Genomic DNA, 24,424 nt, shown 5'->3' with positions numbered 1-24,424 from the left:
AAGGCCGACTTTGGCGCGCATACCACGCGTATTTCAAGGGTAGCGTGCGAAACTATGCGGAAAACCTGCAGCGGATATGCGGTATTCTTGATTCAAGAATTCACATTGTCCCCACATCGCATGAAGGAGACGCGCAATGGGTCCGTTCCCGCATAACGCACCGAAATCCGAAATCACCCCGGAAAACCCGGCCGGCACCGATGGCTTTGAATTTGTTGAGTTTGCCAGCCCGGAGCCGGAAGAACTGCGGGCCCTGTTCACCCGCATGGGCTATGAACTGGTGGGCCACCGCAAGGACCAGCCGCTGGTGGAACTGTGGCAGCAGGGTGATGTGACTTACATCCTGAACGCCGACCCGGAGAGCTTTGCCGCGAAATTCGTGGATGAGCACGGCCCCTGCGCTCCGGCCATGGGCTGGCGCGTTGCAGACGCGCAAAAGGCCTTTGAGCACGCGGTTGCCAAAGGCGCCGAGGCCTATGAAGGCCCGGGCAAGGTCATGAATGTGCCCGCGATCAAGGGCATCGGCGGCTCGCTGATCTACTTCATCGACCAGTATTACGACACCTCGCCCTACAACACCGAGTTCGAATGGCTGAAGCAGTCCAAGCCGCGCGGTGACGGTTTCTATTACCTCGATCACCTGACCCACAATGTCTACAAGGGCAACATGGACAAGTGGTTCAAGTTCTACGAGGAGCTGTTCAACTTCAAGGAGATCCGCTTCTTTGACATCCAGGGCAAATTTACCGGTCTCTTCAGCCGTGCGCTGACCTCGCCCTGTGGCCGCATCCGGATCCCGATCAACGAGGACCGCGGCGAAACCGGGCAGATCGTGTCCTATCTGAAGAAGTACAACGGCGAAGGCATTCAGCACATCGCGGTTGGTACCGAGGATATCTATGCCAGCACCGACGCAATTGCCGACAAGGGCCTGAAGTTCATGCCCGGCCCGAATGACACCTATTACGAGATGTCCAAGGAACGGGTGCAGGGCCATGACGAGCCGCTGGACCGGATGAAAAAGCATGGCATCCTGATCGACGGCGAAGGCGTGGTGGACGGCGGCGAGACCCGCATCCTGCTGCAGATCTTCTCGAAAACCGTGATCGGGCCGATCTTCTTCGAGTTCATCCAGCGCAAGGGTGACGACGGCTTCGGGGAAGGCAACTTCAAGGCGCTGTTTGAATCGATCGAGCGCGAGCAGATTGAAAGCGGCGAGATCCAGGCCGCGGAATAAGCGGTAACAAAGAACCTGACTGCGCCGGGTCTGCCATGCAGGCCCGGCTTTTTGATGGCCGGGTTGTTTCCGGTGAGGACGGGCCGGGAGGTGAGCTGCTAGCAGCGCCTCGAGCTCAAAGGGTCAATTTAGCCGGATACGGCTGCAAGAGGGAAGCTATCCGGTTGCCTAGCTCTTGGGCATTGTCAGGGTGCGGTTGCGGCCGCCTTTCTGGTACTGAAGCTGGCTCTCGCCAATTGCGATTACCTTGCCGCCGTCGATGCGGTCGCCGACCTGCAACTTTTTGTAGCGGCCCGAAGGCAGGCGCACCAGCGCGCGTCGGTTGGCAGCGGTGCCATAGACACCGATCAGGTTCAGCTTGCGCAGGTTGATGGCGTTGTTGACGGTGGCGCGGCGTGCGACGGAGGCGGTGGTCGGAATAGGCGGCGGCGCCGCAACTGCGGCGGCCGGAACGGCGGTGGCGGTCTGCACCTGGTTCTGCGCGTTGCGGCGGGCGCGGTCGACCAGATTGGCGAAATTGGCGGGACGGCCGCGCGGCACAACCGACGACGCGATAGCCTGCGCGGTGACCGGCAGTTCTTCCTCCTCTGCCGGTTTCAGGCTGGCCGGGCGCTTGCGGGGGCGCAGGCTGGCCAGTTCTGCGCGGCTGAGGCCGCCGTTCTGGGCCCGTTCCACTTGTTCGGCCAGATCCGCAGGCCGGGCCTTGGGGCGTTTGCGCGACAGCACCTGGTTTCGCGCCGCTTCCTCCGCCAGCGCCTCAGCTGCGGGATCGCTGCGCTCCGGCGCGGGCGGCGGGACCTTTTGCGGGCGGCCAAGGTAGACGGTGATGCCATCAGGGTTGAGCGCCCCTTCTGGTGTTGCTCTGACGAGGCCGCGCTCGTCCAGGTCAAAAGCAGCCCCTGCTGCTGCAGGGGACGCAATGGCGCCCGGCTCCTCATCCGCGGCATAGGTTTCCGGGTGCGGCAGCGCCACGGCGTCGGCGGCAATTTCAGAATGGTCGACCGAGGCGGTGTACAGCTCGTCCAAGCCGGGTGCCGCAGGGATTTCGTCAAGCTCCGGCGCCACCGGCCAGACACCTGTTGCTGCATAGCGGGCAGCCTGGGCCAGCTCGTCCAGCGGCTCCGTTTCAGTGGTTTCAGCTGCACCGGGCTGCAAGGTGTCCGGGTCCAGGAATGCCGTGTCCGTTCCTTCTTCCGGAGGCTCGACGCCGTCGGCAGCGGCTTCATCCTCTGCCGTTGGGACCCCATCCGCGCCAGCAGGGGCGGTCAGCGCAATTTCGCCGATTTCGCGGATGCCCGGATCAGGCTGATCTGCCAGCACGCTGACTTGCGGCGCGATTTCCTCTGTGCGGCTGCCGGTCCCGGAAGCCGCTGCCGATGCGGTTTCACCGTTAGGAGCTTCCCCAGAGCTGATCGCCGTGGCGGGGGGCAGGTCGCTGTCTGAGGCCGGGCGGGCGGCAAAGAGACCATCCTCGCTGAACAGCGCCCAGACCGCAGCAGCGGCGAGGAGCAGAAGCACGAAGGCGGTTAGGGCAAGGCCAAGATGCCGGGGCTTGCCAGTGGTCGGCTTTTTGCGGACCGGGGGCGTCTCCTGCGGCGCTGCGGGAGCGGCAGGAGAGGGCGCGCGCAGGGCTGCGGGTGCGGGCGGGATGGTCCGCGGCTGTCCGGCTTTTTCCTCTGCCAAAAGCGCATTCGTTGCGGCCAGCGGTTTTGCCGGCTCCGGTTCCGCAGCCTGCGTGCCGGCGGCCGTGAGCGGAGCAGGGGCAGGCGGTGCTGCAGGTGAAGTCTTAGAGTCGGGGGCCTGCTGTGCGGTTCCAGTACCGTTGTCTGGCGCCGCACTCCGACGGCTGGTGAAACCTGCGAGGGCCGCCACCGCGGAATCCGGCACCGGGTCATCCCCTGGCGGTGCTACGGCGGGCGGCGCAGGCGGCAGCGGCTTGGGCGGCGCAGGCGGCAGGGTCTCCTGTGCGGGCGCAGGTTCCGCCGATGCGGGCGCCTTAGGGACAGCGGTGTTTTCTGCTTCCTGCAGGCTTGGCGTTTCCTGCTCTGCGGCAGGGGCGGGTTCTTTACCTTTTTCAGGCTCCGCCTGTGCCGCTGCATCAATAGCAGGAAGGTCCTGGGTCTCCGCTGCTGCCTCGGGGGCAGGGGCCTTGCCTGTGGAACTGTCTTCCGTCTCAGGCTCCGGGAATTGAAACGGACCGATCACCTTGACCAAGGTGGTATCGGGATCAACCTCGGTGCCGCGGATCATCCGGGTGGTGCCAAAGAATGGCTCGCCCTGGAAACCGCAGTCTTCCGGCGCGGCAACAAAACTGACCGGCCCGAAGCCGTGCTCCACCGCAAAGGTTTCTGCCTCATCAAGCGTTTCCAGTGCCACTGCCGCGACATGGGTAACACTGCCGCCGGCGCAGATGTCAAAGGCCAGTTCGTCCACCGAATATGGTGTCGCACCCTTCAGCGCGTGGCGAGCGGCGTCGATCCGATCGCCCGCGGGCAGGTCGCCGGTTTCGATGGTCAGGTAACGGATCTGGTCGTTGGGCAGGATCAGCTTGGAATAGATGCCTTCGGGTGCCAGCCGCAGGGCATCCTTGCGCATGGATGCGAGCGCTGCGGGCAGATCTTCAGTGTCAAAAGGCGTGCTGGCCACGCTCCGCCAGCCGTCCGGCGCGCGGTACAGAAGTTCTATGCCGTCAGCGGAAAAGAGAAGAGCGAAGGCCGGTTTCATGCTTTGGGTCAAACCATCCGAATCCATACTGCCCGGGGCCGCTGCCGCGTCCGGTGTTTTGCCGCGAACCTTAAAGCAGGAACCTGCCGAGTAAAAGGAAAAGACGGGGTGCACGCCTTGCGGGCGGCAGTTTGCCGTCCCCATGTAAAGGGCATTCGGAAAAGGAGCTTTTGAGCATGAAGGCAAAGAAACTTTTGGCAGCAGCGCTGATGCTGTCGATGAGCGCAGGCGCCCTGGCAGCAAGCGAGGCCGCGAACCCGCGGCAGATCACGGTCACCGGCGAAAGCACCCTGCAAGTGGCGCCCGAGCTGGCCACCATCTCCCTCGGCGTGACTGAGGAGGCAGAGGAAGCCGCCGCCGCCATGTCGGCGGTAGCAGAGGGAATGCAGGCCGTGATCGCGCGTTTGAAGGACGCGGGCATTGCCGCTGAGGACATGCAGACCCGGCAGGTATCCATGCAGCCGGTGTGGTCGCAGGACCGCTCCTACGACAGCGGCGGGCGGCGTGAGATCACCGGTTTTGAAGCCTCCAGCACGCTGATGGTGCGGGTCCGCGATCTTAGCGAACTGGGGCCGGTGCTCGACACGGTTCTGCAGGCTGGGGCGAACCGGTTCCAGGGGTTGAGCTTTGGTGTCAGTGATCCTTCAGCGGTTGCCGACCAGATCCGCGGCGAAGCGGTCAAGGATGCCATCCGCAAGGCGCAGCAGCTGGCAGAGGCCGCGGGCATGGAGCTGGGGCCGGTGCGCTCGATTTCCGAGCATGGCGGCAGCGGCGTCCGTCCGATGATGGCGATGGAGATGGCCCGCAGCGATGCGATGCCGATTGAGGCGGGGGAGCTGAGCTTTACCCACAACGTCTCGGTGGTGTTCGACATGACGGTGCCGGGCGGCGAATAACTGGAACGAAAAAAGGCCGGGCTGTATGCCCGGCCTTTCCATTCTTGAGGGCTGCGCGCGTCAGCCGCAGGCCTTGGCCAGCGCCTGGTCCAGATCGCGGATCAGGTCATCGGCATCCTCGATCCCGATCGACACCCGCACCACATTCGGGCTGGCGCCTGCGGCTTCCTGCTGCTCCGGCGTGAGCTGGCGGTGGGTGGTGGAGGCCGAGTGGATGATCAGCGAGCGGGTGTCGCCGAGGTTCGCGACATGGCTGAAGATCTCCAGCGAATCCACCAGCTTGATGCAGGCCTCGTAGCCGCCCTTGACAGCAAAGGTGAACAGGCCGCCGGTGCCCTTGGGGTAGCAGGCCTGGGCGCGCTCGTAGTAGGGCGAGGAGGGCAGGCCGGCATAGGTGACGTAATCGATGCGGTCGTCATTCTCGAGCCATTCGGCCACCTTGCGGGCGTTCTCGCAGTGCTTTTGCATCCGCAAGCTGAGGGTCTCGATGCCCATCAGCGTGTAATGCGCCGCCTGCGGGTTCATCGTCATGCCGAGGTCACGCAGCCCGATGGCGATGCCGTGGAAAGTATAGGCCAGCGGCCCGAAAGTCTCATGGAACTTGAGCCCGTGATAGGCGGTTTCCGGCTCCGACAGGGAGGGGAATTTGTCATTTGCAGACCAGTCGAACTTGCCGCTGTCGATGACGCAGCCGCCGGTCACGGTGCCATTGCCGGTCAGGTACTTGGTGGTTGAGTGCACCACCAGCGTCGCGCCATGCTCGATCGGGCGGCACAGGTAGGGCGTGGCAGAGGTGTTGTCGACGATCAGCGGGATGCCGGCGTCGTCGGTGATGTCGGCCAGCGACCGGATGTCGGTGACGTAGCCGCCGGGGTTGGCCACGGATTCGCAGAATACCGCGCGGGTGTTTTCGTCGATGGCTGCCTTCACCGCGTCCAGGTCGTCGGTGTCGACAAATTTCGCCGACCAGCCGAAGCGCTTGATGGTCTGGCTGAACTGGGTGACAGTGCCGCCATACAGCCGGGTGGAGGCCACCACATTGCAGCCCGGCCCCATCAGCGGGAACAGCGCCATGATCTGCGCCGCATGGCCGGAGGAGCAGCAGACCGCGCCGACGCCGCCCTCAAGCGTTGCCAGGCGCTCCTGCAGCACTGCGACGGTGGGGTTGGTCAGGCGGGAATAGATGAAGCCGACTTCCTGCAGATTGAACAGCGCGGCGGCGTGTTCGGCATCGCGGAAGACGTAGGCGGTGGTCTGGTAGATCGGCGTCTGCCGCGCGCCGGTGGCCGGATCCGGCTTGGCGCCGGCGTGGATCTGCAAGGTGTCAAACCCATAGGTCGGGGCGTCGTTCATCATTATGTCTCCCTGAAAGGTCTTTCGTTCCGCGCGCACCACAGCATGGCCGCGCGCGGAAGGCAATCGCGCGAATGCCGCAGCAATAGGCCTCCGCCCTGCTGCACATCACGACCCCGGGCGCAACCCGGACGCGGAAATTTCAGGAGAGCTGCCCGGTTGAAACCTCAGGCACGGCCAACCGGCCGGTTCGACGTGCCTTCAGACTAGGATCCTTGGATCCTGCCCCTAGGTTCGCCCCATAAGGGACAGGCTGGCGCTACCGACGGTAGCACCTGGATTTTCGACCGAAACCGCTGGGGGAGCAGATGTACGTCCCCTTTGCCACTACCGTTTCTCCGGCGGCAGAGGTGTTCTCCAGCGCGCTGGCGCTGCTCAGGCTGAGCACACAGGCCAGAAGTGCGCCGCTGGCAAGCTTGAGGGAATAAAAAAATGCCGGCACACGCCGGGCAACCGCAGATACTGCGTACATAAACTGCACCTCGTCCTCATCGGCCCTTGGCAACTCTTTAATGCCGGAGCGGCATGTGGCAGCCAAACAGCCATTTCACGCGCTGCACGACCTGCGCAGCACCTGTTTTTTAGGTGCAACAGCGTTTTTTTTCAACGCAGCTGTGCGGAAATCCGCCTAAAATGCCCGCCTTTGTGCGGCGTCGCACAGGCAAAGAAATTGAAAATCAAAGGGTTCTTTGCCTTGCCTGCAGTTGCCGACAGGGGTGAATATCAGCTGGCGAGGCGCCTCCTCAAGGCCGGGTTCAAGACTAGTTTCCGGCGGTCTCGACTCGGATACGATGTTCTACCCGCCAGTCCGGAAGACCGAAACCGTTGGGCCACGGATAAACTTCCTGCTGGTTGAAATAGACGACGCCGGTCAGGGCCGGGTAAGCGCTTTTGTCTTGCCGAACGGTCTGCTCCCACCGGGCGACGTAAGCTTCATCCCCGGAATAGCCAAGTTCGGCCACCATGACAGGTTTGCCGTACTCCTTCACCCGCTCGTACCGGGGGGCGAAGATATCATCGAAACTCATGTCTCCGCCTTTGTAGATCTGTTCCCATGGCTGCAGGCCGAAGACTGATAGGCCGATGATATCGACGTAGTCGTCGCCAGGGTAGTATTTGTTCAGGTTCTCATAGCCCAGCGGTGACCACATGACACGGATTTCCGGTGCTTTTTCCCGGCAGATGTCAATCATCCGCTTGAAGGCGTACACATAAGTTTCCGGCTGCCACTGCGCCCAGATGAACTGGCCGCTGTCATCGTCCATCTCCTGCGCCCAGCGGACGGTGACCTTGCTTTCGAACTCGTTCAGAACCTCGCAGATGGCGGCCATGTTGCTGTCGTAGGTGCCGTCCCGGATACCGCGGATCAGCCGCGCCGGCGTGTTGCGGGCATCGCGTGTCCAGGTCCAAGGTTCGATTGTGACCAGGACTTCGCGGTTGCGCTCCTTGGCGTATTTGTCGGCTTCAATCAGGGACTCCAGGAACAGGTCCTCCCACGGCAGGAAGAGATGTTCGACCTGAACGTTCTTTTCCTCTGAAAAATCGCCATTGGGATCATAAACACCGAATGGGAAATCGCCCGGGGGCGGCGGGAAGGATTGCAAGGCGGTTCCGAAAAAGGCTGCAGACACAGCAGCGGTGATGAGGATGTGCCGGTTTGGATGGGACATTGTCTACTCCGTCTTCTGCTGGAACAGGGCTTTTCCCGGCCATTCCAGGTTCACTTGGTAGGTAATGGTGCCCGGCGGGCCGAGACCCGCGCCAGACACGATGTACTTGGGGGTGTATGGGGAGAACACGCCGCTGCCGTATGACAGGGCATAAACGCTTTGGGCGCCCTGGCTGCCAAGCGCTGCTGCAATGACTGCGGCAAGCACCATGCTGGCCGTCGCCTGCAAGGCAGAGGCAAGCGGCCACCTGAACGGCGACAGATTGTTTTCACGCAGGTGCTGAACGGCAATCACGGTGAACAGCACTGTGTAGACAGCGGCATTTATCAGGCTGAGCACCACAAAACCTGCAGCTTGCTGCAAGTCCTGCACGAGCAGCGGCGGCAAGGCGGCGCCCAAGGCCAGCAGCAAATAGGGCAGCAGTACCCGCAGCGGTACAGGCGGCGCCGTGCCGCCGCCCTTTGGCGTCACCCGGAAGTCGACAAACCCGCCTTGCAGCTTGTCGGCGAAGGCAGCTAAGCAGCCGGTCAGTACCCAAGGCCATTGGGCGAAGGGAAATAGGGCCCTTTCCCAGCTAAGCACCTGGGCATCAGAAGGCCGCAGCGAACAGCGGGCTCGCATCCGGTATACAAAAATCAGCACTGCTACAGCAGAAGGAAGCGTGTGTAGAACGAAGCCCAGGAAGGTTACCCCGGCAAAACGGATATCGAAGAGAAGGGCGGTAATCGGGAAGAGGTAGACCATCACCATGAAAATTGCGAAAAACGGATACCAAAGCTGGCAAAACAAAAATTGAAAACGCAGGTGCCGCGGCAGCATTTTCAAGTAACGGGGCGTATAGCTCAGCAGCAGCGTTGTCAGGCTGCGCGACCACTGGAATTCCTGGGTGGCCAGATCAGCCATGCAGGCCGGGCCGGCGCCATGGGCGATGGCATTTGCGGCATGGGTGCCGCGCCAGCCCGCTGAATTCATCAGCATCGTGGTGGAATGATCCTCAGCCAGTTCCGGACCCAGGCCGCCTGCCTGTTTCAAGGCGCGGGTGCGCACCGCGTAATGCGAGCCTATGCACATCGGTGCCCAGTCGGCGCTGTAGCCAAGCTGGACGCCGCCATGAAACGGGGCTTCGGCAAAAAGCCGCATCCGGGCAGCCCAACTGCGGCCTGCATTGCTGCAGCAGATCGACGGGGCGCTGACGTAACCCGTGGCCGGGTCGTCGAAGCCCAGCACTATGGCTTCCAGATACCCGGGCTGGGGGACATGATCGGCATCAAGCTGGGAGACAATATCATAAGCCTCATAGCCGTACTGGTCGTAGAAATAGGCCAGATTGCCTTCCTTGCAGCGGGTTCTGCGCGGCCATTCTTTGCGATGGTACTCGGCAATTCCTTTCCGGGTTGAGATCCTGACGCCATGTGCCGCGCACCAGGCGCGGGTTGCCTCATCCGGATCTTCGTCCGCAAGCCAGGTGTCATGCGGCGGCGACTGCGCCAGCATGGCGGTCAGGGTCTCCTTGAGCACTGACAATGGTTCGGCCGGTGTTTTGGTGGTGATCATGGCTATCCGCAGCGGGCCTTGCAGCGCGGGCCGCGGACGGCGGCGGGTGCCGTTCAGAAAGAACAGCATGAAATATGCCTGAAGGAAGTAGAGCCAGAAGATTGCCAAGGAAACAAGGAGGTAGCGCCCGGTGCCGATGTTGTGACCGGGTTGCAGCCACCAGTGCCAGAAGTACCCGGCCGCCAGCAGCCACAGGGCAAACACAGCAACCGCTGCCCGGTCCAGACCGGGCCTGCAGCGGGCTGGTGCCCGGCTATTCCGCTGCTTGGCGCTCATGGCGTGCCTCTCTTGCGGCCGCCAGTCCGAACGACGGCGCCGCGTCCCTGATGATCTGCTCCAGCCCGGAGCGTTCAGTCCGGAAGCCCAGCGTTTCTTCCGCCAGGCCCGGATCCGCGGTCAGCGAGGGAGGATCTCCTGCGCGGCGCGGCGCCAGTTCATGCGGCACCGCTTTGCCCGTCACGCTGCGGATCGCCTCCAGGGCTTCAAAGATTGTGTGGCCGGTTCCGCTGCCCAGGTTCAGGGCTGTGCTGGAACCGCCTGCGGCCAGGTAATCCACTGCCAGAACATGGCCGCGGGCCAGATCGCTGACATGGATGTAGTCCCGCTCGCAACTGCCGTCCCTAGTGGGGTAATCCGTACCGAACACCTGCAGCGGCCCGCGCCGGCCTGAGGCCGCCTGCATCGCCAGCGGCAGCAAATGGGTTTCCGGATCGTGGCGTTCGCTCAGATCGCCCTCCGGGTCCGCCCCGGCGGCATTGAAGTAGCGCAGGGCTGCGAACCGCAGACCGTGCGCGGCGGAACAATCGCGCAGCATGTCCTCGCACATCAGCTTGCTGCGGCCATAGGGGTTGATCGGCGCCTGCGGCGTGTCCTCGCGGATCCGGCCGCATGCGGGGCTGCCATAGGTCGCGCAGCTGGAGGAGAACACGATCTGCTTTACGCCCGTGTCCAGGCACGCATTGATCAAAGAGATCATCCCGCCTGCATTGTTGTCATAATAGAAGGCCGGGCGTTCCACCGACTCTCCGACATAAGCTGAGGCGGCGAAGTGCATCACGGCCCTGATCCCGTGGCTGCGGATAGCGGCGCTCAGCCCAGCCTGGTTGCGCACATCGGCCTTTTCCAGCGGGCCCCATTTGACGGCATCCGTATGGCCGGTGCTGAGGTTGTCGAACGTGACAGGCAGGTAACCCGCCTGGTGCAGTGCCTTGCAGGCGTGACTGCCGATGAAGCCTGCGCCGCCTGTCACCAGTATGGGAAACCGCCCGGTCATCCGCGGACCGCCGCGGTCAAGTGGTCAGGCTCGTCCATCTCTGCCTGGAAGTAGCGGATTGTCTTGCGCAGCCCGTCCTCCAGCCGCACTTTCGGGTGCCAGCCGAGCTTCGACAGTGCTGCGCTGATGTCAGGCTTGCGCTGCTGCGGATCGTCCTTTGGCAGATCCATGAACACCACCCGCGATCCCGTGCCGGTCAGCTTGCAGACCTTCTTTGCAAGCTCCAGAACGGTGAATTCGCCGGGGTTGCCAAGGTTGACCGGCGCCGGGCTGGGGTCATTCAGTTCCATCAGCGCTTCGATTGCATCCAGCAGATCGTCGGCATAGCAGAAAGACCGCGTCTGCGCGCCGCTGCCGTACACGGTCAGATCCTCGCCCCGCAGCGCCTGGTTTATGAAATTGGACACCACACGGCCGTCCTGCGGATCCATGTAGGGGCCATAGGTGTTGAAGATGCGGCCAATCGAAATTTGCAGGCCGTAGCGGTGGTGATAATCATAAAACAGCGTTTCTGCAGCGCGCTTGCCTTCGTCGTAGCAGGCGCGCGGACCGAATGTGTTGACGCTGCCGCGGTAGCCTTCCGGCTGCGGGCTGATTTCGGGATCGCCGTAAATCTCCGAGGTGGAAGCCTGGAATACTTTGGCGCCCTTTTCCCGCGCCAGTTCCAGCGCGTTCATAGCGCCCATCACGCTGGTTTTGAACGTGTGGATTGGATCCAGCTGATACTTCGGCGGTGATGCCGGGCAGGCCAGGTTGAAGATCTGGTGCACCGGCCCTTTGACCTGGTATGGCGTCACGACGTCATGTTCGACAAAGCGGAAACGGCGATGGGACATCAGCGGCGTGATATTGCGCATCCGTCCGGTCTGCAGATTGTCCAGGCATATCACCTTGTGGCCTTGCTCCAGCTTGCGGGCGCAAAGCTGTGACCCAAGAAACCCTGCTCCACCGGTTACCAGAACCGTTTTCCGCATCGGCACGAACGGTTCTGCCTGCGCGTGGTTCGCATGCTTTTTTTCACTAGGCAGTGTCATGTACCTTACCCCCAATTGGTACTACACCGCAATTTGATCGTCGGGAAACCTGTCCCCTGAACAGCCGCCGCGCATGGCGGCGTTTCTTGCGTCAGCTGGTCGTGCATTAATGCTTATTCACCAGCGCCCCGGACAAACTTAATTGCGTTGCAACTTTCAATACACTGCCGGCCTCGCACCAAAACGATAGGCGCTTGGTTCTGGCCATCAAGCATAAGCCGCACCGCTAATACTTAATCGTGCCGAATTACCACTTTCGAGGGGGGGGCTGAGCCAAAAGCCGTGAACCGCCGGGGGGAACCTGAACGTTTCGTTTAAGTGTCAGGTTGAATTGGACGGCGCACTGCCAGGGGTGAGGAATCGCGATGTTTCACTACTGGTTTTGATGCCCCTGGCGTACCCCGCTGAGCACCGCGGGGTACGCAAGAAGAATTCCTATGCAGAAAGGCTGCTGCGGCCCAACTGGTATTGGTTTGGCAAGCGCGGCCATGGCGCCTGCGCACGGTGCGCACGGCGGGGTGTTCAACACAGCACCCGGCATGACACCGGTCCGCTGTTGGTTGCGCTGCATTCGCATATGGTCTGAGCGCAGTTTCCATCATTCCCATAGGGTTATTATTTGACTTGCCGAAAAATCACTCCAGCTGAACTGGGGAAAAAGACTGGCACGCTCTGTTTCCCCTTGCAGTTTGGCATATGCCGAACCGTGCCAAAGCGGGCAAAAATAAATGGAACTGAAAGCGGACGAAAACTGAACGGAAGACTGAGTTATTCCTGGAGATCAAAAAGGGGTCAGAAATGAAAATGGTAAGCTTTTTTGCGGCCGCCTTGGCAGGCACACTCCTGAGCGGATGCGAAGAATTTGAAGGTGAACAGGCGGCGGAAGTAACAGCGCCGGAGTACTACCCGTGCCGGCAAGTGCCTCAGGCGCTGGCACAGGCTGATGCAGTTGTCCGCAATCCCAGCAGGCTGAGCGCAAACGAGCAGAATTACTGGTTCGACCGCAAGGACCGTCTGGTCAAGCGGGCCTGGGAGTGCAAAGCGTAAGTTTCCGCCACTGCAGTGAACGTAGCTTCCCGAACCTATGAGTGTTTCCTGGCTGCAGGCGGGGTGTTGCGGCAGCTGGAATTTGCAAGAAAAGGCCGGAGCAAACAAAGCGTCGGCTGATTGTGCCGCGATCGGAGCGGGTGCGGCTACGCCATTCCAAGTGCAGAGACCGTTGGCGGGCACGTACAGCGGGGTCCTCGTATCCCTGGCGGTTTCTAGCTGTTGCAGGAAGATGCGGGCGCCCGGAACGGTTGCGCCTTTCCTGCGTAAGGGACAATACGCGCAGGTAAAGCGCCGCACGCCTGCAAAGCCGCTTGCCTGCAAACGGGAGTGCCTGCACCACTCAGGGGCAGGATAGCAGCCAAAGCACCGGCAATTGGGCACCGGCAATTGGATTGAGTTTAAGTTCACGGGGCGCCGGGGCGAGGGCAGCGGACCGTGATCCAATCGCCCCCTAAATGATTTGGACGGTTTAAAATATCGTGGCCGGCGCTGTGCCCGATGATGCAACCCGCCGCCTTCTGCTGACGGGCGCGCTCAACGCCGCGGGGGGCGCGGGAGGTTTGCAGCATGAGGGCAATATGCTCGCAGGCTTCCTCTTCAAGCTTGTCTTCAGCGTCTTCCTTTAACCGGGCGTAGGCCTGCGAAATCGCCTGCAGCGGTGCCTTCAGGTCACGCGCGGCAAATCCCCAAAACCCTTGTTGGACCGGTTCAGCAGCCCGAACAGATGTTCGGCCTGTACCAGCATTTCCCGGTCCGGGACCATAGGGATGCAGCCAAAGCTGCAACGCGCAAATGCAAATCTCACACAATTGGGAGAGTGTTCCAGAGGCTGCATCCGCCGGGCCGCTGTATTTGCCGAATGAGTGCAAGCCGCCGCAGCTGATTAGCTGCAAGCGAAGCACAGGTAAGCCAGACATTTCTTTTGCCGAACCAGCGGATGTGGAACTTCTTGTGCAGCACCGCACCTGAGCGGAGGCCGCGCCGGGCAAAGCTAAAGGCTTGTAGAAACCCGCACCTCACGCAGACTGCCAGAAGAGGACAAAGACATGCCGAATGAAAAGATCGACACGCTGGTTGTGGGGGCCGGACAGGCCGGCGTGGCCATGAGCGAGCATCTGACCAGCCATGGCGTGCCGCATCTGGTGCTCGAAAAAAACCGGATTGCCGAGGCCTGGCGGACAGGCCGCTGGGACTCTCTGGTGGCCAACGGTCCGGCCTGGCATGACCGGTTCCCGAACCTGGAGTTCACGGATACCGACCCGGAGGCCTTTGCCGGCAAGGAGCGGATCGCGGATTACTTTGTAGACTATGCCGAGCGATTCAACGCGCCAATCCGCACTGGCGTCGAAGTGACCAGGGCCGAGCGCCTCAACGGCAATGGCGGGTTCCGGGTCGAAACCTCGGATGGGGTGATCGAGGCGCAGCGCATCGTGGCTGCTACCGGCGCCTTCCAGCATCCGGTGATCCCGCCGGTCGTGCCGGAAGGGGCGGAGGTGAACCAGCTGCATTCCTTCCATTACCGCAATCCGGAGCAGTTGCCGCAAGGCGCTGTGCTGGTGGTTGGCGCAGGCTCCTCCGGTGCGCAAATTGCCGATGAGCTGAACCGCGCGGGTCGCAAGGTCTTCCTGTCGGTCGGCCCGCACGACCGCCCGCCGCGCATGTACCGGGGCCGCGACTTTGTCTGGTGGCTGGGAGTTCTGGGCCTGTGGGACCAGGCGGCGCAGGAACCGGGCAAGGAACATGTGACGATCTCCGTCAGCGGCGCATACGGCGGCCGGACCATGGACTTCCGCCGGCTGGCGGGAGAGGGTGTGACCCTGCTGGGGCTGACCGAAACCTATGACAATGGAACCATGAGATTTGCAGGCGACCTGCAGGAGAACATCGCCAATGGCGACGCCGATTACCTGAAGATGCTGGATCTGGCCGACGCCTATGTCGCCCGCACCGGCATCGGTCTTCCGGAGGAGCCGGAGGCGCGCAAGGCCTTCCCGGATCCGGAGAGCCTGACCCATCCGATCCGGGAACTGGATCTGGAGAAGGAGGGTATCACCACCATCCTCTGGGCGACCGGCTTCCGCCAGGACTTTGACTGGATGAAAGTGGATGCCTTTGACGAAAGGGGCCGTCCGCAGCATCAGCGCGGTGTGTCAAACGAGCCGGGGATCTACTTCCTGGGACTGCCCTGGCAGTCGCGGCGCGGCTCCACCTTCATCTGGGGGGTCTGGCATGATGCCAAGCATGTGGCCGACCAGATCGCCATCCAGCGCGACTATGAGGCCTACCGCGGCCCCGCCGAACGCCGCGCGGATCAGATCTGAGTGTCGGCTTAGCCGCAGCCGAAGCAAGGGGTAGCCAGAAGTTCCTTTGGCTGTCCCGCCGCGCATGAGACGTTCACCGGCAAACACTGAGTTCGGCCGGCCCCGCCACCCCGTCATGCCAGGAGGACACCATGGCCCATACCCGCATCCGAAAATTCAACACTTCTGACACCTACCCGGAACAGAACCTGGACAACGACCTGTGCCAGGCGGTGGTGACCCAGGGCGGCAAGACCGTTTACCTGCGCGGCCAGTGCCCGCAGAACCTGGATGATGCGAAGAATATCGAGAGCCACGATCCGGTGGAGCAGACCCATAAGGTGATGCAGAACATCCGGCAGCTGATCGAAGAGTGCGGCGGCTCGATGGAACACCTGGTCAAGGTAGTGGTCTATATCACCGACGTGCGCCACCGCGAAGCGGTCTACCGTACCATGGGCGAATACATCAAAGGCGTGCATCCCGTCTCCACTGGCCTGGTGGTGCAGGCGCTGGCGCGGCCCGAGTGGCTGGTGGAGATCGACGGCACGGCGGTTATCCCGGATTGACCCGGAAGCAGGGAGGGGGCTGTCTGCCCCGTCCTGAGCCTGCGGCTCAATTCACCCCCGAGGATATTTCCGGCCAGATGAAGAACGGATCATCTCCAGTGGCTGGTGAGGAGGAAAGACGATGACATTTTCGCTTGTGGCGCGCTGCGCGGAGACAGGGATGTTCGGGATTGCAATCTCGTCGTCCTCGCCTGCGGTGGCGGCCCGCTGTTCCTATGCCCGCGCGGGTGTTGGCGCGGTGGCGAGCCAGAATGTGACCGACCCCAGCCTTGGTCCCCTGGCGCTGGACCTGATGGAGCAGGGTATGACCGCGGCTGAGGCGGTGAAGGAAGTACAGCGGCGCGGCAAGTTCATCGAATACCGCCAGGTGCTGGCGGTGGACCGTTTTGGCGGCACCTCGATTCATTCCGGGCCGAACAGCCTTGGCATCTGGACCCAGGCGGAGGGCAAGGATGTGGCCTCGGGCGGCAACCTCTTGGCCAATGACGGCGTGTGCCAGGCGATCGTGGACGGGTTTCAGGCGGCGGAGGGGCATCTGGGCGACCGGCTGGTTACCGCAATGCGCGCCGGGCTGGCAGCGGGAGGCGAAGCCGGCCCGGTGCATTCGGCCGGCTTGAAGATTGTCGACACGGTGAGCTGGCCGGTGGCCGACCTGCGCTGCGACTGGACCGAGGACTGCCCGGTCGAGAACATCGCCGCCGCCTGGGAGATCTACAAGCCGCAGCTGGACGCCTATGTCCAGCGCGCGCTCGACCCGCGCGAGGCGCCGTCCTACGGCGTTCCCGGCGACGAATGAACGGCGGATAGGCGCGGTGCATCAGGGAGAAAGACATGCTGGACTACACTTACGACGACTGGAAATCCCGCGCCGCGGCGCTGACCTTCCGCGGGCAGGCCTTCATTGACGGCAAGTTCACGGATGCGGCCTCGGGCAAGACCTTTGCCAGCGTGAACCCGGCAACGGGTGAGGTGCTGGCGCATGTGGCCGAATGCGGTGAGGAAGACGTGAACCGCGCAGTGGCCGCCGGGCGGCGGGCCTTTGAGGACGGCCGCTGGTCGCGGAAGGCGCCGGGCGACCGCAAGACGGTGATGCTGCGGCTTGCTGACCTTATCCGCGAAAACCTCGAGGAGATGGCGCTGCTGGACTCCCTGGACATGGGCAAGCTGGTGACTGATGCGGCCGCCATCGACGCGCCCGGTTCCGCCCATTTCTTCCAGTGGTATGCCGAGGCAGTCGACAAGGTCTATGACGAAGTGGCGCCGACCGGGCCGGGCGATCTGGCGCTGGTCTCCCGCGTGCCCTTGGGGGTTGTGGGGGCGGTGACGCCCTGGAACTTCCCGCTCGACATGGCGACCTGGAAGGCGGCGGCAGCGCTGGCGGCGGGCAATTCGGTGGTGCTGAAACCGGCAGAGCAATCGCCCCTGTCTGCGCTGCGCTTGGCGGAGCTGGCGGCTGAGGCGGGCGTGCCGGACGGGGTTTTCAACGTGGTGCCGGGCTATGGCGCCTCCGCGGGCAAGGCGCTGGGGCTGCATATGGACGTGGATTGCCTCGCCTTCACCGGCTCCACCGCCATCGGCAAGATGTTCATGCAGTATTCGGGGCAATCGAACCTGAAGCAGGTCTGGCCCGAAACCGGCGGCAAGTCCCCCAACCTGGTGTTCGCGGATTGCGAAGATTTGGACGCCGCTGCCGACATGGCTGCCTTTGGCATCTTCTTCAACCAGGGCGAGGTGTGTTCGGCCAACTCCCGGCTTTACGTGGAGCGTTCGATCAAGGACGTCTTTGTCGAGAAACTGATCGCCCGCGCCGAGGCAACCCAGCCGGGGGATCCGCTGGATCCGGCCTCGAAAATGGGCGCCATCGTGGATGAGAAGCAGACCGAGGGCATCATGCGGTTTGTCGAAGCGGGCAAGGCGTCGGCAAGCCTGGTCGCGGGCGGCGCGCGCGTCTCAGTGGATGGCAAGGGCTGCTTTGTGCAGCCGACGATTTTTGATGACGTGAGCCACGACAACCCGCTGGCACGGGATGAGATTTTTGGTCCGGTGCTTTCGGTCATCCCGTTCGACAGCGAGGAGGAGGCCGTCGCCATGGCCAATGACTCCATCTACGGGCTGGCAGCTTCGGTCTGGACCGATAACCTCAGCCGCGCCTGCCGGGTGTCTGACAAGCTGCAGGTGGGCACGGTTTCGGTGAACACGGTGGATGCCCTGTCGGCGCAGACACCCTTCGGGGGCATGAAACAGTCCGGTTTCGGGCGCGACCTGTCGCTGCACAGCCTGGAAAAATATACCGCGCTGAAAACCACTTGGATCAAGTACCGGGCTTGATAAGCCCGGTCCCGCTCCGGCATAGTTGCTGACATGCCTTTGCGTTTCACCTTGCGTCAGCTGGAATACTTCGTCGCCGTCGGCGAGGCCGGGTCCATTGCCCTGGCCTCGGAGAAGGTGAACGTGTCTTCGCCGTCGATCTCGGCGGCGGTGTCGCAGCTGGAAAACGAATTCGGTCTGCAACTGTTCGTGCGCAAGCATGCGCAAGGATTGTCGCTGACGCAGGCCGGGCATCAGTTCATGGATCAGGCGCGCGCGGTTCTTTATGAGGCCGGCGCGCTCAGCCGCCTGGCTGACAATATATCGGGCTTTGTGCAGGGGCCATTGTCGGTGGGGTGCCTGCTGACATTTGCCCAGCTGATCGTGCCGGGTCTGCGCCGCCAGTTCGAGGCGCTCTATCCCGCGGTGACCATCAGCCAGCTGGAACGTGACCAGGCCGGGCTGATCGACCTGATCCGCCAGGCGCGGATCGACGTGGCACTGACCTATGATCTGAACATCCCTGCAGATCTGACCTTCAATGCGCTGGCAGAACTGCCGCCCTACGCGCTGCTGAGCGAGGACCACCCGCTGGCGGACCGCGAGCGCGTCACCGTGGAGGAACTGGCCCAGCATCCGATGGTGCTGCTGGACCTGCCGCTGAGCGCCGAATACTTCCTGTCGTTCTTCGAGGATGCCGGCGTCACCCCGCAAATCGCCGAGCGCACCCGCGACATGGCGGTGATGCGCGGGCTGGTGGCGAACGGGTTCGGCTATTCCATCGCCAATATCCGCCCGGTGACGGACATGGCGCCGGACGGGCGCAAGCTGAAGTTTGTGCCGATCGAAGGCAAACTGCGGCCGATGCGGATGGGGCTGCTGACCGCCGAAGGCGCTGAGAACGTGCTAACGGTCAAGACCTTCATCAGCTACTGCCAGGAACGGATCACAGACGGCACCGTGCCGGGGATTCGCATCGGGGACGGCAGCAGAGCTTAGGCGGCGGCTAATCAATGCTTCCGCAAGCGCAACTTTCTCCTTTGCCCCGATCCTGTACCCTTTGAGTGCTCTTGCACCGAAGGAGATGGAAATTGCGCGACCCCCGCTATGACATTCTGTTCGAGCCGATGAAGATCGGCCCGCTAACCGCCAAGAACCGCTTTTACCAGGTGCCCCATTGCAACGGTGGCGGCTACCGGGACCCTTCTGCCGCGGCAGCGATGCGGGGCATCAAGGCCGAAGGCGGCTGGGGTGTCATCTTCACCGAACAGTGCGAGATGCATCACACCTCGGAAATCACTCCGTTCATCGAGCTGCGCCTGTGGGAGGACAAGGATATCCCGCAGCTGCGGAAGATGTCGGAGCGGATGAAGACCCACGGCGCGCTGGCCGGGATCCAGCTGGCCTATTCCGGGATCAACGGCCCGAACCTCTATTCCAAGGAGGTGCCGCTGGCGCCCTCTGCGCTGCCGATCCGCACCTTTACCAATGACCCGGTGCAGGCGCGCGCGCTGGACAAGCAGGACATCAAGGACCTGCGCCGCTGGTTTGTGAACGCGGCAAAGCGGTCCAAGGCGGCGGGGTTCGACCTGATCTGCCTCTACGGCGCGCATGGCTTTGGCATCTTCCAGCACTTCCTGAGCCGCGCCACCAACCAGCGTTCGGATGAATACGGCGGCTCGCTGGAGAACCGGGCGCGCTTCAGCCAGGAAGTCATCGCGGACATGCGGGATGCGGTGGGCGACACCATGGCGATCACCCTGCGGGTTTCCTTGGATGAGACCATCGGCGAACTGGGCTTCTCCAACGCCGAAGTGCGCGACTATATCGAGATGAACAAGGACCTGCCGGACCTCTGGGACCTGGCGCAGGGCACGTGGGAGGATTGCTCCGGCCCGTCCCGCTTCAAGGAAGAAGCCGCTCAGGAGCAGCTGGTGCGCGGCATTCATGAGCTGACCGACAAGCCCATCGTCGGCGTCGGCCGCTTCACCAGCCCGGATGTGATGGCCAAGATGGTGAAATCCGGGACGCTGGACTTCATCGGCTGCGCGCGGCCGTCGATTGCCGACCCCTTCCTGCCCAAGAAGATCGAGGAAGGCCGCATCGAAGACATCCGTGAATGCATCGGCTGCAACATCTGCATCACCGGCGACATGACCATGTCGATCAGCCGCTGCACCCAGAACCCGACCTTTATGGAAGAATGGCGCAAGGGCTGGCATCCGGAGAAGATGAACACCAAGGGCGACAGCTCCAACGTGCTGGTTGTCGGTTCCGGCCCGGCAGGCCTGGAAGCGGCCTGGGCGCTCTGCCGCCGCGGCTATGACGTGGCGGTGGCCGAGGCCAAGGACGTGATCGGCGGGCGTGTGGCCCGCGAGCGCCAGCTGCCGGGGCTGAACGCCTGGGGCCGGGTGGTGGATTACCGCGACTACCAGCTGAGCCAGCGCCCGAATGTGGAGATTTACCGCGAAAGCCCGCTGGATGCGGACAGCATCCTGGAGTTCGGGTTTGAGAACGTCTGTATCGCCACCGGCTCCACCTGGCGCCGCGACGGGGTCTCCCGCCAGCACGTGGTGCCGATGCCGATCGCCGAGGGCGCCAAGGTCTATACGCCTGATGATCTGATGGACGGCACCATCCCCGAAGGCCGTGTGGTGGTCTATGATGACGACCATTATTACATGGGCGGAGTTCTGGCCGAACTGCTGGCCTCGAAAGGAGCACAAGTCACTCTGGTCACGCCGTCGGCCTATGTCAGCGACTGGACCAACAACACGCTGGAGCAGGTGGCTATCCATCCGCGCTTGGTCGAAGCCGGGGTGGAGATCGTACTGAACCGTGGCGTGACCGAAATCCACGCGAGCCACGTGGTCAGCAACTGCACCTACACCGACCGTACCTGGAACATCGAGGCGGATGCCGTGGTCATGGTGGCCTCGCGCACCGGCAATGACAGTATCTACGAGGGCCTGCACACCCGCGAGGCGGATTGGGCGGATGCCGGCATCAAGTCGGTCAAGATCATAGGGGATGCCAGCGCGCCGGGTCCGATTGCCTGGGCAACCTATGCAGGCCACCGCTATGCGCGGGAACTGGACGGGCCGGACATCGGCGACGCGCTTCCCTTCCGCCGCGAGATCACCGAGCTGGCCGTCGACTGACGATGACAGCCACGCTGGACATACTGGAGCGGCTGACCGGGTTCGACACGGTCAGCCGCAACTCCAATCTGGAGCTTGCCGCCTATGTGGAGGGATTCCTGGTTGAGCGCGGTTTCGCAGTGATGCGGCTGCCGTCGCAGGATGGCTCCAAGACCGGGCTCTATGCAGAGAAAGGCCCCGCAGGGCAGGGGGTGCTGCTGTCGGCGCATACGGACGTCGTGCCGGTGGACGGGCAGGACTGGACCCGCGATCCGTTCCGGCTGACCCGGGACAGAGACCGTGTCTATGGCCGCGGCACCACCGATATGAAGGGCTATGTTGCCAGCGCCTTGGCGCTGGCGGACCGGGCGGCTACAGCGGATCTGAAAGAGCCGCTGAAAATTGCGCTGTCCTATGATGAGGAAATCGGCTGCGTCGGTATCCAGGAGATGCTGGAGCGCCTCGCGCCGCTGATCGGTCAGCCCCGCGCCTGCTTCGTGGGTGAGCCGACGGAGATGGAAGTCGCCATTGGCCACAAGGGCAAGGCGGCCCTGCGTGCTGTCTGCCACGGCCAAAGCGGCCATTCGGCCCTGGCGCCCAATTTCACTAACGCTTTGCACCTGGCAGGGGATTTCATAAGTGAGCTGCGCGCGCTGCAGAATGATTTCGCTGCCAACGGTGCGCGGGATGCGGCCTATGCGGTGCCCTATTCAACGGTGCACGTCGGCAATATGAGCGGCGGCACAGCACTCAACATCGTGCCGGACCGGGCCGAGCTGACCTTTGAATACCGCCACATAGCGGCCGACTGCGGCGAGGATATCCTTACCCGCATTCAGTCTGCAGCTGACCGGGTCAGCAGCCGCTACCCGGCGGAGGCACGCGTGGAGGTAGAGCAATACAATGCCTATCCCGGTCTCGACGTGCCCGAAAACAGTCCGATTGTCCCCTTCGCCCAGAAACTCGCCCAAAGCAACAGCACCACCAAGGTCGCCTTCGGCACCGAGGCCGGCTTCTTTGACCAGCTGGGCGTGCCAACCGTGGTTTGCGGTCCGGGCTCAATGGAGGGGCAGGGGCACAAGCCTGACGAATATCTGGAGCTGAGCCAGCTGAGCCAATGCGATGCGATGATGGACCGGATCCTGGACGATCTGACAAATTGAGGAAATCAACATGACCATGACCGCCTATCTGCAATCCATGGACCGTGGAGAGCTGGACGCCTGGGGCACACCCGAGGACATCGGCTCGGAAACCGTTGAAGGCGCACCCAAATGCGCGGGCGGCTTTGACCTGGGCAGCCCGGAGGATCCGGTGTTCGGCGGCTTGTATTCAGTGACCAAGGGTAAATACCGCGTCACCTATGGCTTCCACGAGCACGCAACGCTGCTGGACGGCGAGGTGGCCCTGACCAATGAAGCCACCGGCGAAACCGTGGTCTATGGGCCGGGCGACAGCTGGATCATTGCCAAAGGAACCCCGGTCCTGTGGGACATCCGCAGCGATGCGGCGCGCAAGTCCTATCTGGCGGTGACCGTGGATATCCCTGCGTGATTGCGGAAATCGCCTGGTTTGACGCGCGGGGCCTTGCTGGCTCGGTGATCATTTTTGCGGCCTGTTACCTGGCCACGCGCAGTGCGCTGCCTGCCGACAAGATCCCGTTCCATGCCGCAAATATCGCGGGCGGTGCGCTGGTGATGCTGTCGCTGGTCTTCCGCCCCCAACCCCGGCGGCCCCGTGATCGAGGTGATGTTTCTTCTGATTGCGCTGCTGGCAATTTTTCGGAACCTTCGGGCCAGAGTTTAATGCTCCGGCCCGTTCAGCATGGCAGCGGGTGAAAGGATTTCATCAACCCTGTCCGCAGGCAGGCTGCCTTCTTCCTCCAATACGGCGCGGACGCTGCGGCCGCTGGACAGCGCTTCCTTGGCGATTCTGGCAGCGGCGTCGTAACCTAGATGCGGGGCAAGAGCAGTGGCCAGCACCAGGCTGTTATCCAGCAGGGCGGTGCAGCGGTCCGCATTAGCCGTAATGCCGGTCACGCATTTCTCCGTTAGCACGTCAACGGCGTTTTTCAGGATGCGGATGGATTCCAGCAGGTTATAGGCCACCACTGGCTCCATCGCGTTGAGCTGCAGCTGCCCGGCTTCCGCCGCCATGGTGATGGTCAGGTCATTGCCGATCACCTGGTAGCAGACCTGGTTGACCACCTCGGGGATCACAGGGTTGACCTTGCCCGGCATGATCGAGGACCCCGCCTGCACCGCGGGCAGGGTGATCTCGCCAATTCCTGCCCGCGGGCCGGAGGACAACAGCCGCAGGTCGTTGCAGATTTTCGAGAGTTTCACCGCCACCCGCTTCAGGATGCCGGAATAGGCGACGAATGCGCCGAGGTCCGATGAGGCTTCGATCAGGTTGCCCGCCTGTTTCAGCTCAATCCCGGAAAGCTCAGACAAATAGCGCAAGGCCAGCGGCGCATAGCCGGGTTCTGCATTGACGCCGGTGCCGATGGCCGTGCCGCCCAGGTTCACCTCGGTCAGCAGGCGGCTGACATCGCGCAGCCGGTCGATGTCCTCTCCCACGGTGACGGCAAAGGCAGCGAATTCCATCCCCAGCGACATCGGAACCGCGTCCTGCAACTGGGTGCGGCCGACCTTGGCGATGCCGTAAAAGGCCCGGGCGCGCGACTCAAAGGCCTGCTGCAGCCCTAGCAGCGCCTCACACAGCGGTTCCGTGCTGGACAGCACCGCCAGCCGGATCGCTGTCGGGTAGACGTCATTGGTGGACTGGCCGTGGTTCACGTCGTCATTGGGGTGCAGATGCGCGTAATCGCCAAGCCGGTGCCCCATCCGTATCAGGGCAAGATTGGCGATCACCTCATTGGCGTTCATGTTGGTGGAGGTTCCGGCGCCGCCCTGGATCATGTTGACGCTGAAATGCTCATGATGCTGCCCGGCGATGATCTCCGCACAGGCCGTGGTGATCACTGCGGCCTTGTCCTGCGGCAGCCCGCCGGTCCCGGCATTGGCGCGGGCGGCGGCGGATTTCACCATCGCCAAGGCCCGCACCAGCGCCGGGAAATGCGACAGCGGCACACCGGTGATCGGGAAATTTCCCCGCGCCCGTTCCGTCTGGATACCGTGCAGGCAGTCTGCAGGCAGCTCCACCTGACCAATGGAGTCCTGTTCCGCGCGTGTCTTGTGCATTGTCTGTTGTCCTGCTGCTGGGAGTATTCCCCTAGGCCATAGCCAGATCCGCAGATGCGCCAAAGATGCGGTTTCCGTTGCAAGGCTAAGGGCCAGGCGAAGCAAGAGCGGCAA

20 protein-coding genes are annotated in these 24,424 nt (G+C 62.8%); 12 read left to right on the top strand and 8 right to left on the bottom strand.

The genetic code is table 11. The annotated features are described in order from the left end of the window. Positions 1-136 precede the first annotated feature (136 nt). Positions 137-1,237 (top strand): 4-hydroxyphenylpyruvate dioxygenase, encoded by a 1,101-nt coding sequence (gene hppD / locus AB1A62_RS01085; RefSeq protein WP_366659298.1) that lies wholly within the window; start codon positions 137-139, stop codon positions 1,235-1,237. Positions 1,238-1,405: 168 nt separating this feature from the next. Here hppD and AB1A62_RS01080 read toward each other — a convergent pair whose 3' ends face one another. Further along, complete coding sequence (locus tag AB1A62_RS01080; protein ID WP_366659296.1) at positions 1,406-3,832, bottom strand: hypothetical protein; 2,427 nt, start codon at positions 3,830-3,832, stop codon at positions 1,406-1,408. Positions 3,833-4,137: 305 nt separating this feature from the next. On the opposite strand from AB1A62_RS01080, the gene AB1A62_RS01075 reads away from it, so the two are divergent. Continuing rightward, the gene (locus tag AB1A62_RS01075; protein WP_366659295.1) at positions 4,138-4,857 is read left to right on the top strand and encodes an SIMPL domain-containing protein; all 720 of its coding nucleotides are present in this window, start codon (positions 4,138-4,140) and stop codon (positions 4,855-4,857) included. Positions 4,858-4,917: 60 nt separating this feature from the next. Here the strand turns inward: AB1A62_RS01075 and AB1A62_RS01070 are convergent, their stop codons facing one another. The 5 genes from AB1A62_RS01070 to AB1A62_RS01050 form a co-directional block, all read right to left on the bottom strand. Beyond that, complete coding sequence (locus AB1A62_RS01070) at positions 4,918-6,210, bottom strand: O-acetylhomoserine aminocarboxypropyltransferase/cysteine synthase family protein (protein WP_366659469.1); 1,293 nt, start codon at positions 6,208-6,210, stop codon at positions 4,918-4,920. 761 nt (positions 6,211-6,971) lie between these two features. Next, positions 6,972-7,880, bottom strand: a complete 909-nt coding sequence (locus AB1A62_RS01065; RefSeq protein ID WP_366659293.1) for a glycosyl hydrolase — start codon at positions 7,878-7,880, stop codon at positions 6,972-6,974. Positions 7,881-7,883: 3 nt separating this feature from the next. Further along, positions 7,884-9,710: a glycosyltransferase family 2 protein gene (locus tag AB1A62_RS01060; RefSeq protein WP_366659291.1), complete on the bottom strand. Its 1,827-nt coding sequence runs from the start codon at positions 9,708-9,710 to the stop codon at positions 7,884-7,886. Next, positions 9,688-10,707 carry a UDP-glucose 4-epimerase GalE gene (gene galE / locus AB1A62_RS01055; protein ID WP_366659289.1) on the bottom strand — a complete coding sequence of 340 codons (1,020 nt, stop codon included), beginning with the start codon at positions 10,705-10,707 and terminating at the stop codon, positions 9,688-9,690. The genes AB1A62_RS01060 and galE overlap by 23 nt, the downstream gene beginning before the upstream one ends. After that, positions 10,704-11,681 carry a UDP-glucuronic acid decarboxylase family protein gene (locus AB1A62_RS01050; RefSeq protein WP_366659468.1) on the bottom strand — a complete coding sequence of 326 codons (978 nt, stop codon included), beginning with the start codon at positions 11,679-11,681 and terminating at the stop codon, positions 10,704-10,706. The genes galE and AB1A62_RS01050 overlap by 4 nt, the downstream gene beginning before the upstream one ends. A gap of 858 nt (positions 11,682-12,539) precedes the next feature. Here AB1A62_RS01050 and AB1A62_RS01045 point away from each other — a divergent pair. Then, positions 12,540-12,788 carry a hypothetical protein gene (locus AB1A62_RS01045; protein WP_366659287.1) on the top strand — a complete coding sequence of 83 codons (249 nt, stop codon included), beginning with the start codon at positions 12,540-12,542 and terminating at the stop codon, positions 12,786-12,788. A gap of 407 nt (positions 12,789-13,195) precedes the next feature. Here AB1A62_RS01045 and AB1A62_RS01040 read toward each other — a convergent pair whose 3' ends face one another. Then, a complete protein-coding gene (locus AB1A62_RS01040; protein WP_366659286.1) occupies positions 13,196-13,684 on the bottom strand; it encodes a hypothetical protein in 489 nt (162 codons plus the stop codon). Positions 13,685-13,837: 153 nt separating this feature from the next. On the opposite strand from AB1A62_RS01040, the gene AB1A62_RS01035 reads away from it, so the two are divergent. The 9 genes from AB1A62_RS01035 (at position 13,838) to AB1A62_RS00995 (ending at position 22,945) form a co-directional block, all read left to right on the top strand. Beyond that, the gene (locus AB1A62_RS01035; protein WP_366659284.1) at positions 13,838-15,112 is read left to right on the top strand and encodes an NAD(P)/FAD-dependent oxidoreductase; all 1,275 of its coding nucleotides are present in this window, start codon (positions 13,838-13,840) and stop codon (positions 15,110-15,112) included. Between the two features lie 131 nt (positions 15,113-15,243). Then, positions 15,244-15,660 carry a RidA family protein gene (locus tag AB1A62_RS01030; RefSeq protein WP_366659283.1) on the top strand — a complete coding sequence of 139 codons (417 nt, stop codon included), beginning with the start codon at positions 15,244-15,246 and terminating at the stop codon, positions 15,658-15,660. A gap of 121 nt (positions 15,661-15,781) precedes the next feature. Continuing rightward, positions 15,782-16,456: a DUF1028 domain-containing protein gene (locus AB1A62_RS01025; protein WP_366659282.1), complete on the top strand. Its 675-nt coding sequence runs from the start codon at positions 15,782-15,784 to the stop codon at positions 16,454-16,456. A 35-nt stretch (positions 16,457-16,491) separates the two neighbouring features. Beyond that, the gene (locus AB1A62_RS01020) at positions 16,492-17,988 is read left to right on the top strand and encodes an aldehyde dehydrogenase (protein WP_366659280.1); all 1,497 of its coding nucleotides are present in this window, start codon (positions 16,492-16,494) and stop codon (positions 17,986-17,988) included. 33 nt (positions 17,989-18,021) lie between these two features. Continuing rightward, complete coding sequence (locus AB1A62_RS01015) at positions 18,022-18,966, top strand: LysR family transcriptional regulator (protein WP_366659279.1); 945 nt, start codon at positions 18,022-18,024, stop codon at positions 18,964-18,966. A 92-nt stretch (positions 18,967-19,058) separates the two neighbouring features. Next, complete coding sequence (locus AB1A62_RS01010) at positions 19,059-21,128, top strand: FAD-dependent oxidoreductase (protein ID WP_366659277.1); 2,070 nt, start codon at positions 19,059-19,061, stop codon at positions 21,126-21,128. A 2-nt stretch (positions 21,129-21,130) separates the two neighbouring features. Then, positions 21,131-22,270, top strand: a complete 1,140-nt coding sequence (gene argE, locus AB1A62_RS01005; protein ID WP_366659275.1) for an acetylornithine deacetylase — start codon at positions 21,131-21,133, stop codon at positions 22,268-22,270. Between the two features lie 10 nt (positions 22,271-22,280). Further along, positions 22,281-22,661: a cupin domain-containing protein gene (locus AB1A62_RS01000; protein WP_366659273.1), complete on the top strand. Its 381-nt coding sequence runs from the start codon at positions 22,281-22,283 to the stop codon at positions 22,659-22,661. After that, positions 22,658-22,945, top strand: a complete 288-nt coding sequence (locus AB1A62_RS00995) for a hypothetical protein (protein ID WP_366659272.1) — start codon at positions 22,658-22,660, stop codon at positions 22,943-22,945. The genes AB1A62_RS01000 and AB1A62_RS00995 overlap by 4 nt, the downstream gene beginning before the upstream one ends. Here AB1A62_RS00995 and AB1A62_RS00990 read toward each other — a convergent pair. Beyond that, on the bottom strand, positions 22,910-24,310 hold the full coding sequence (locus AB1A62_RS00990) for an aspartate ammonia-lyase (RefSeq protein WP_366659271.1): 1,401 nt from the start codon (positions 24,308-24,310) through the stop codon (positions 22,910-22,912). The genes AB1A62_RS00995 and AB1A62_RS00990 overlap by 36 nt on opposite strands. Positions 24,311-24,424: the final 114 nt, after the last annotated feature.

The sequence above is a fragment of the Leisingera sp. JC11 genome (assembly GCF_040704725.1).
GTDB lineage: Bacteria > Pseudomonadota > Alphaproteobacteria > Rhodobacterales > Rhodobacteraceae > Leisingera.
The sequence above is the reverse complement of the archived record's forward strand: the minus strand, read 5'-3'. Positions and strand labels throughout refer to the sequence as shown.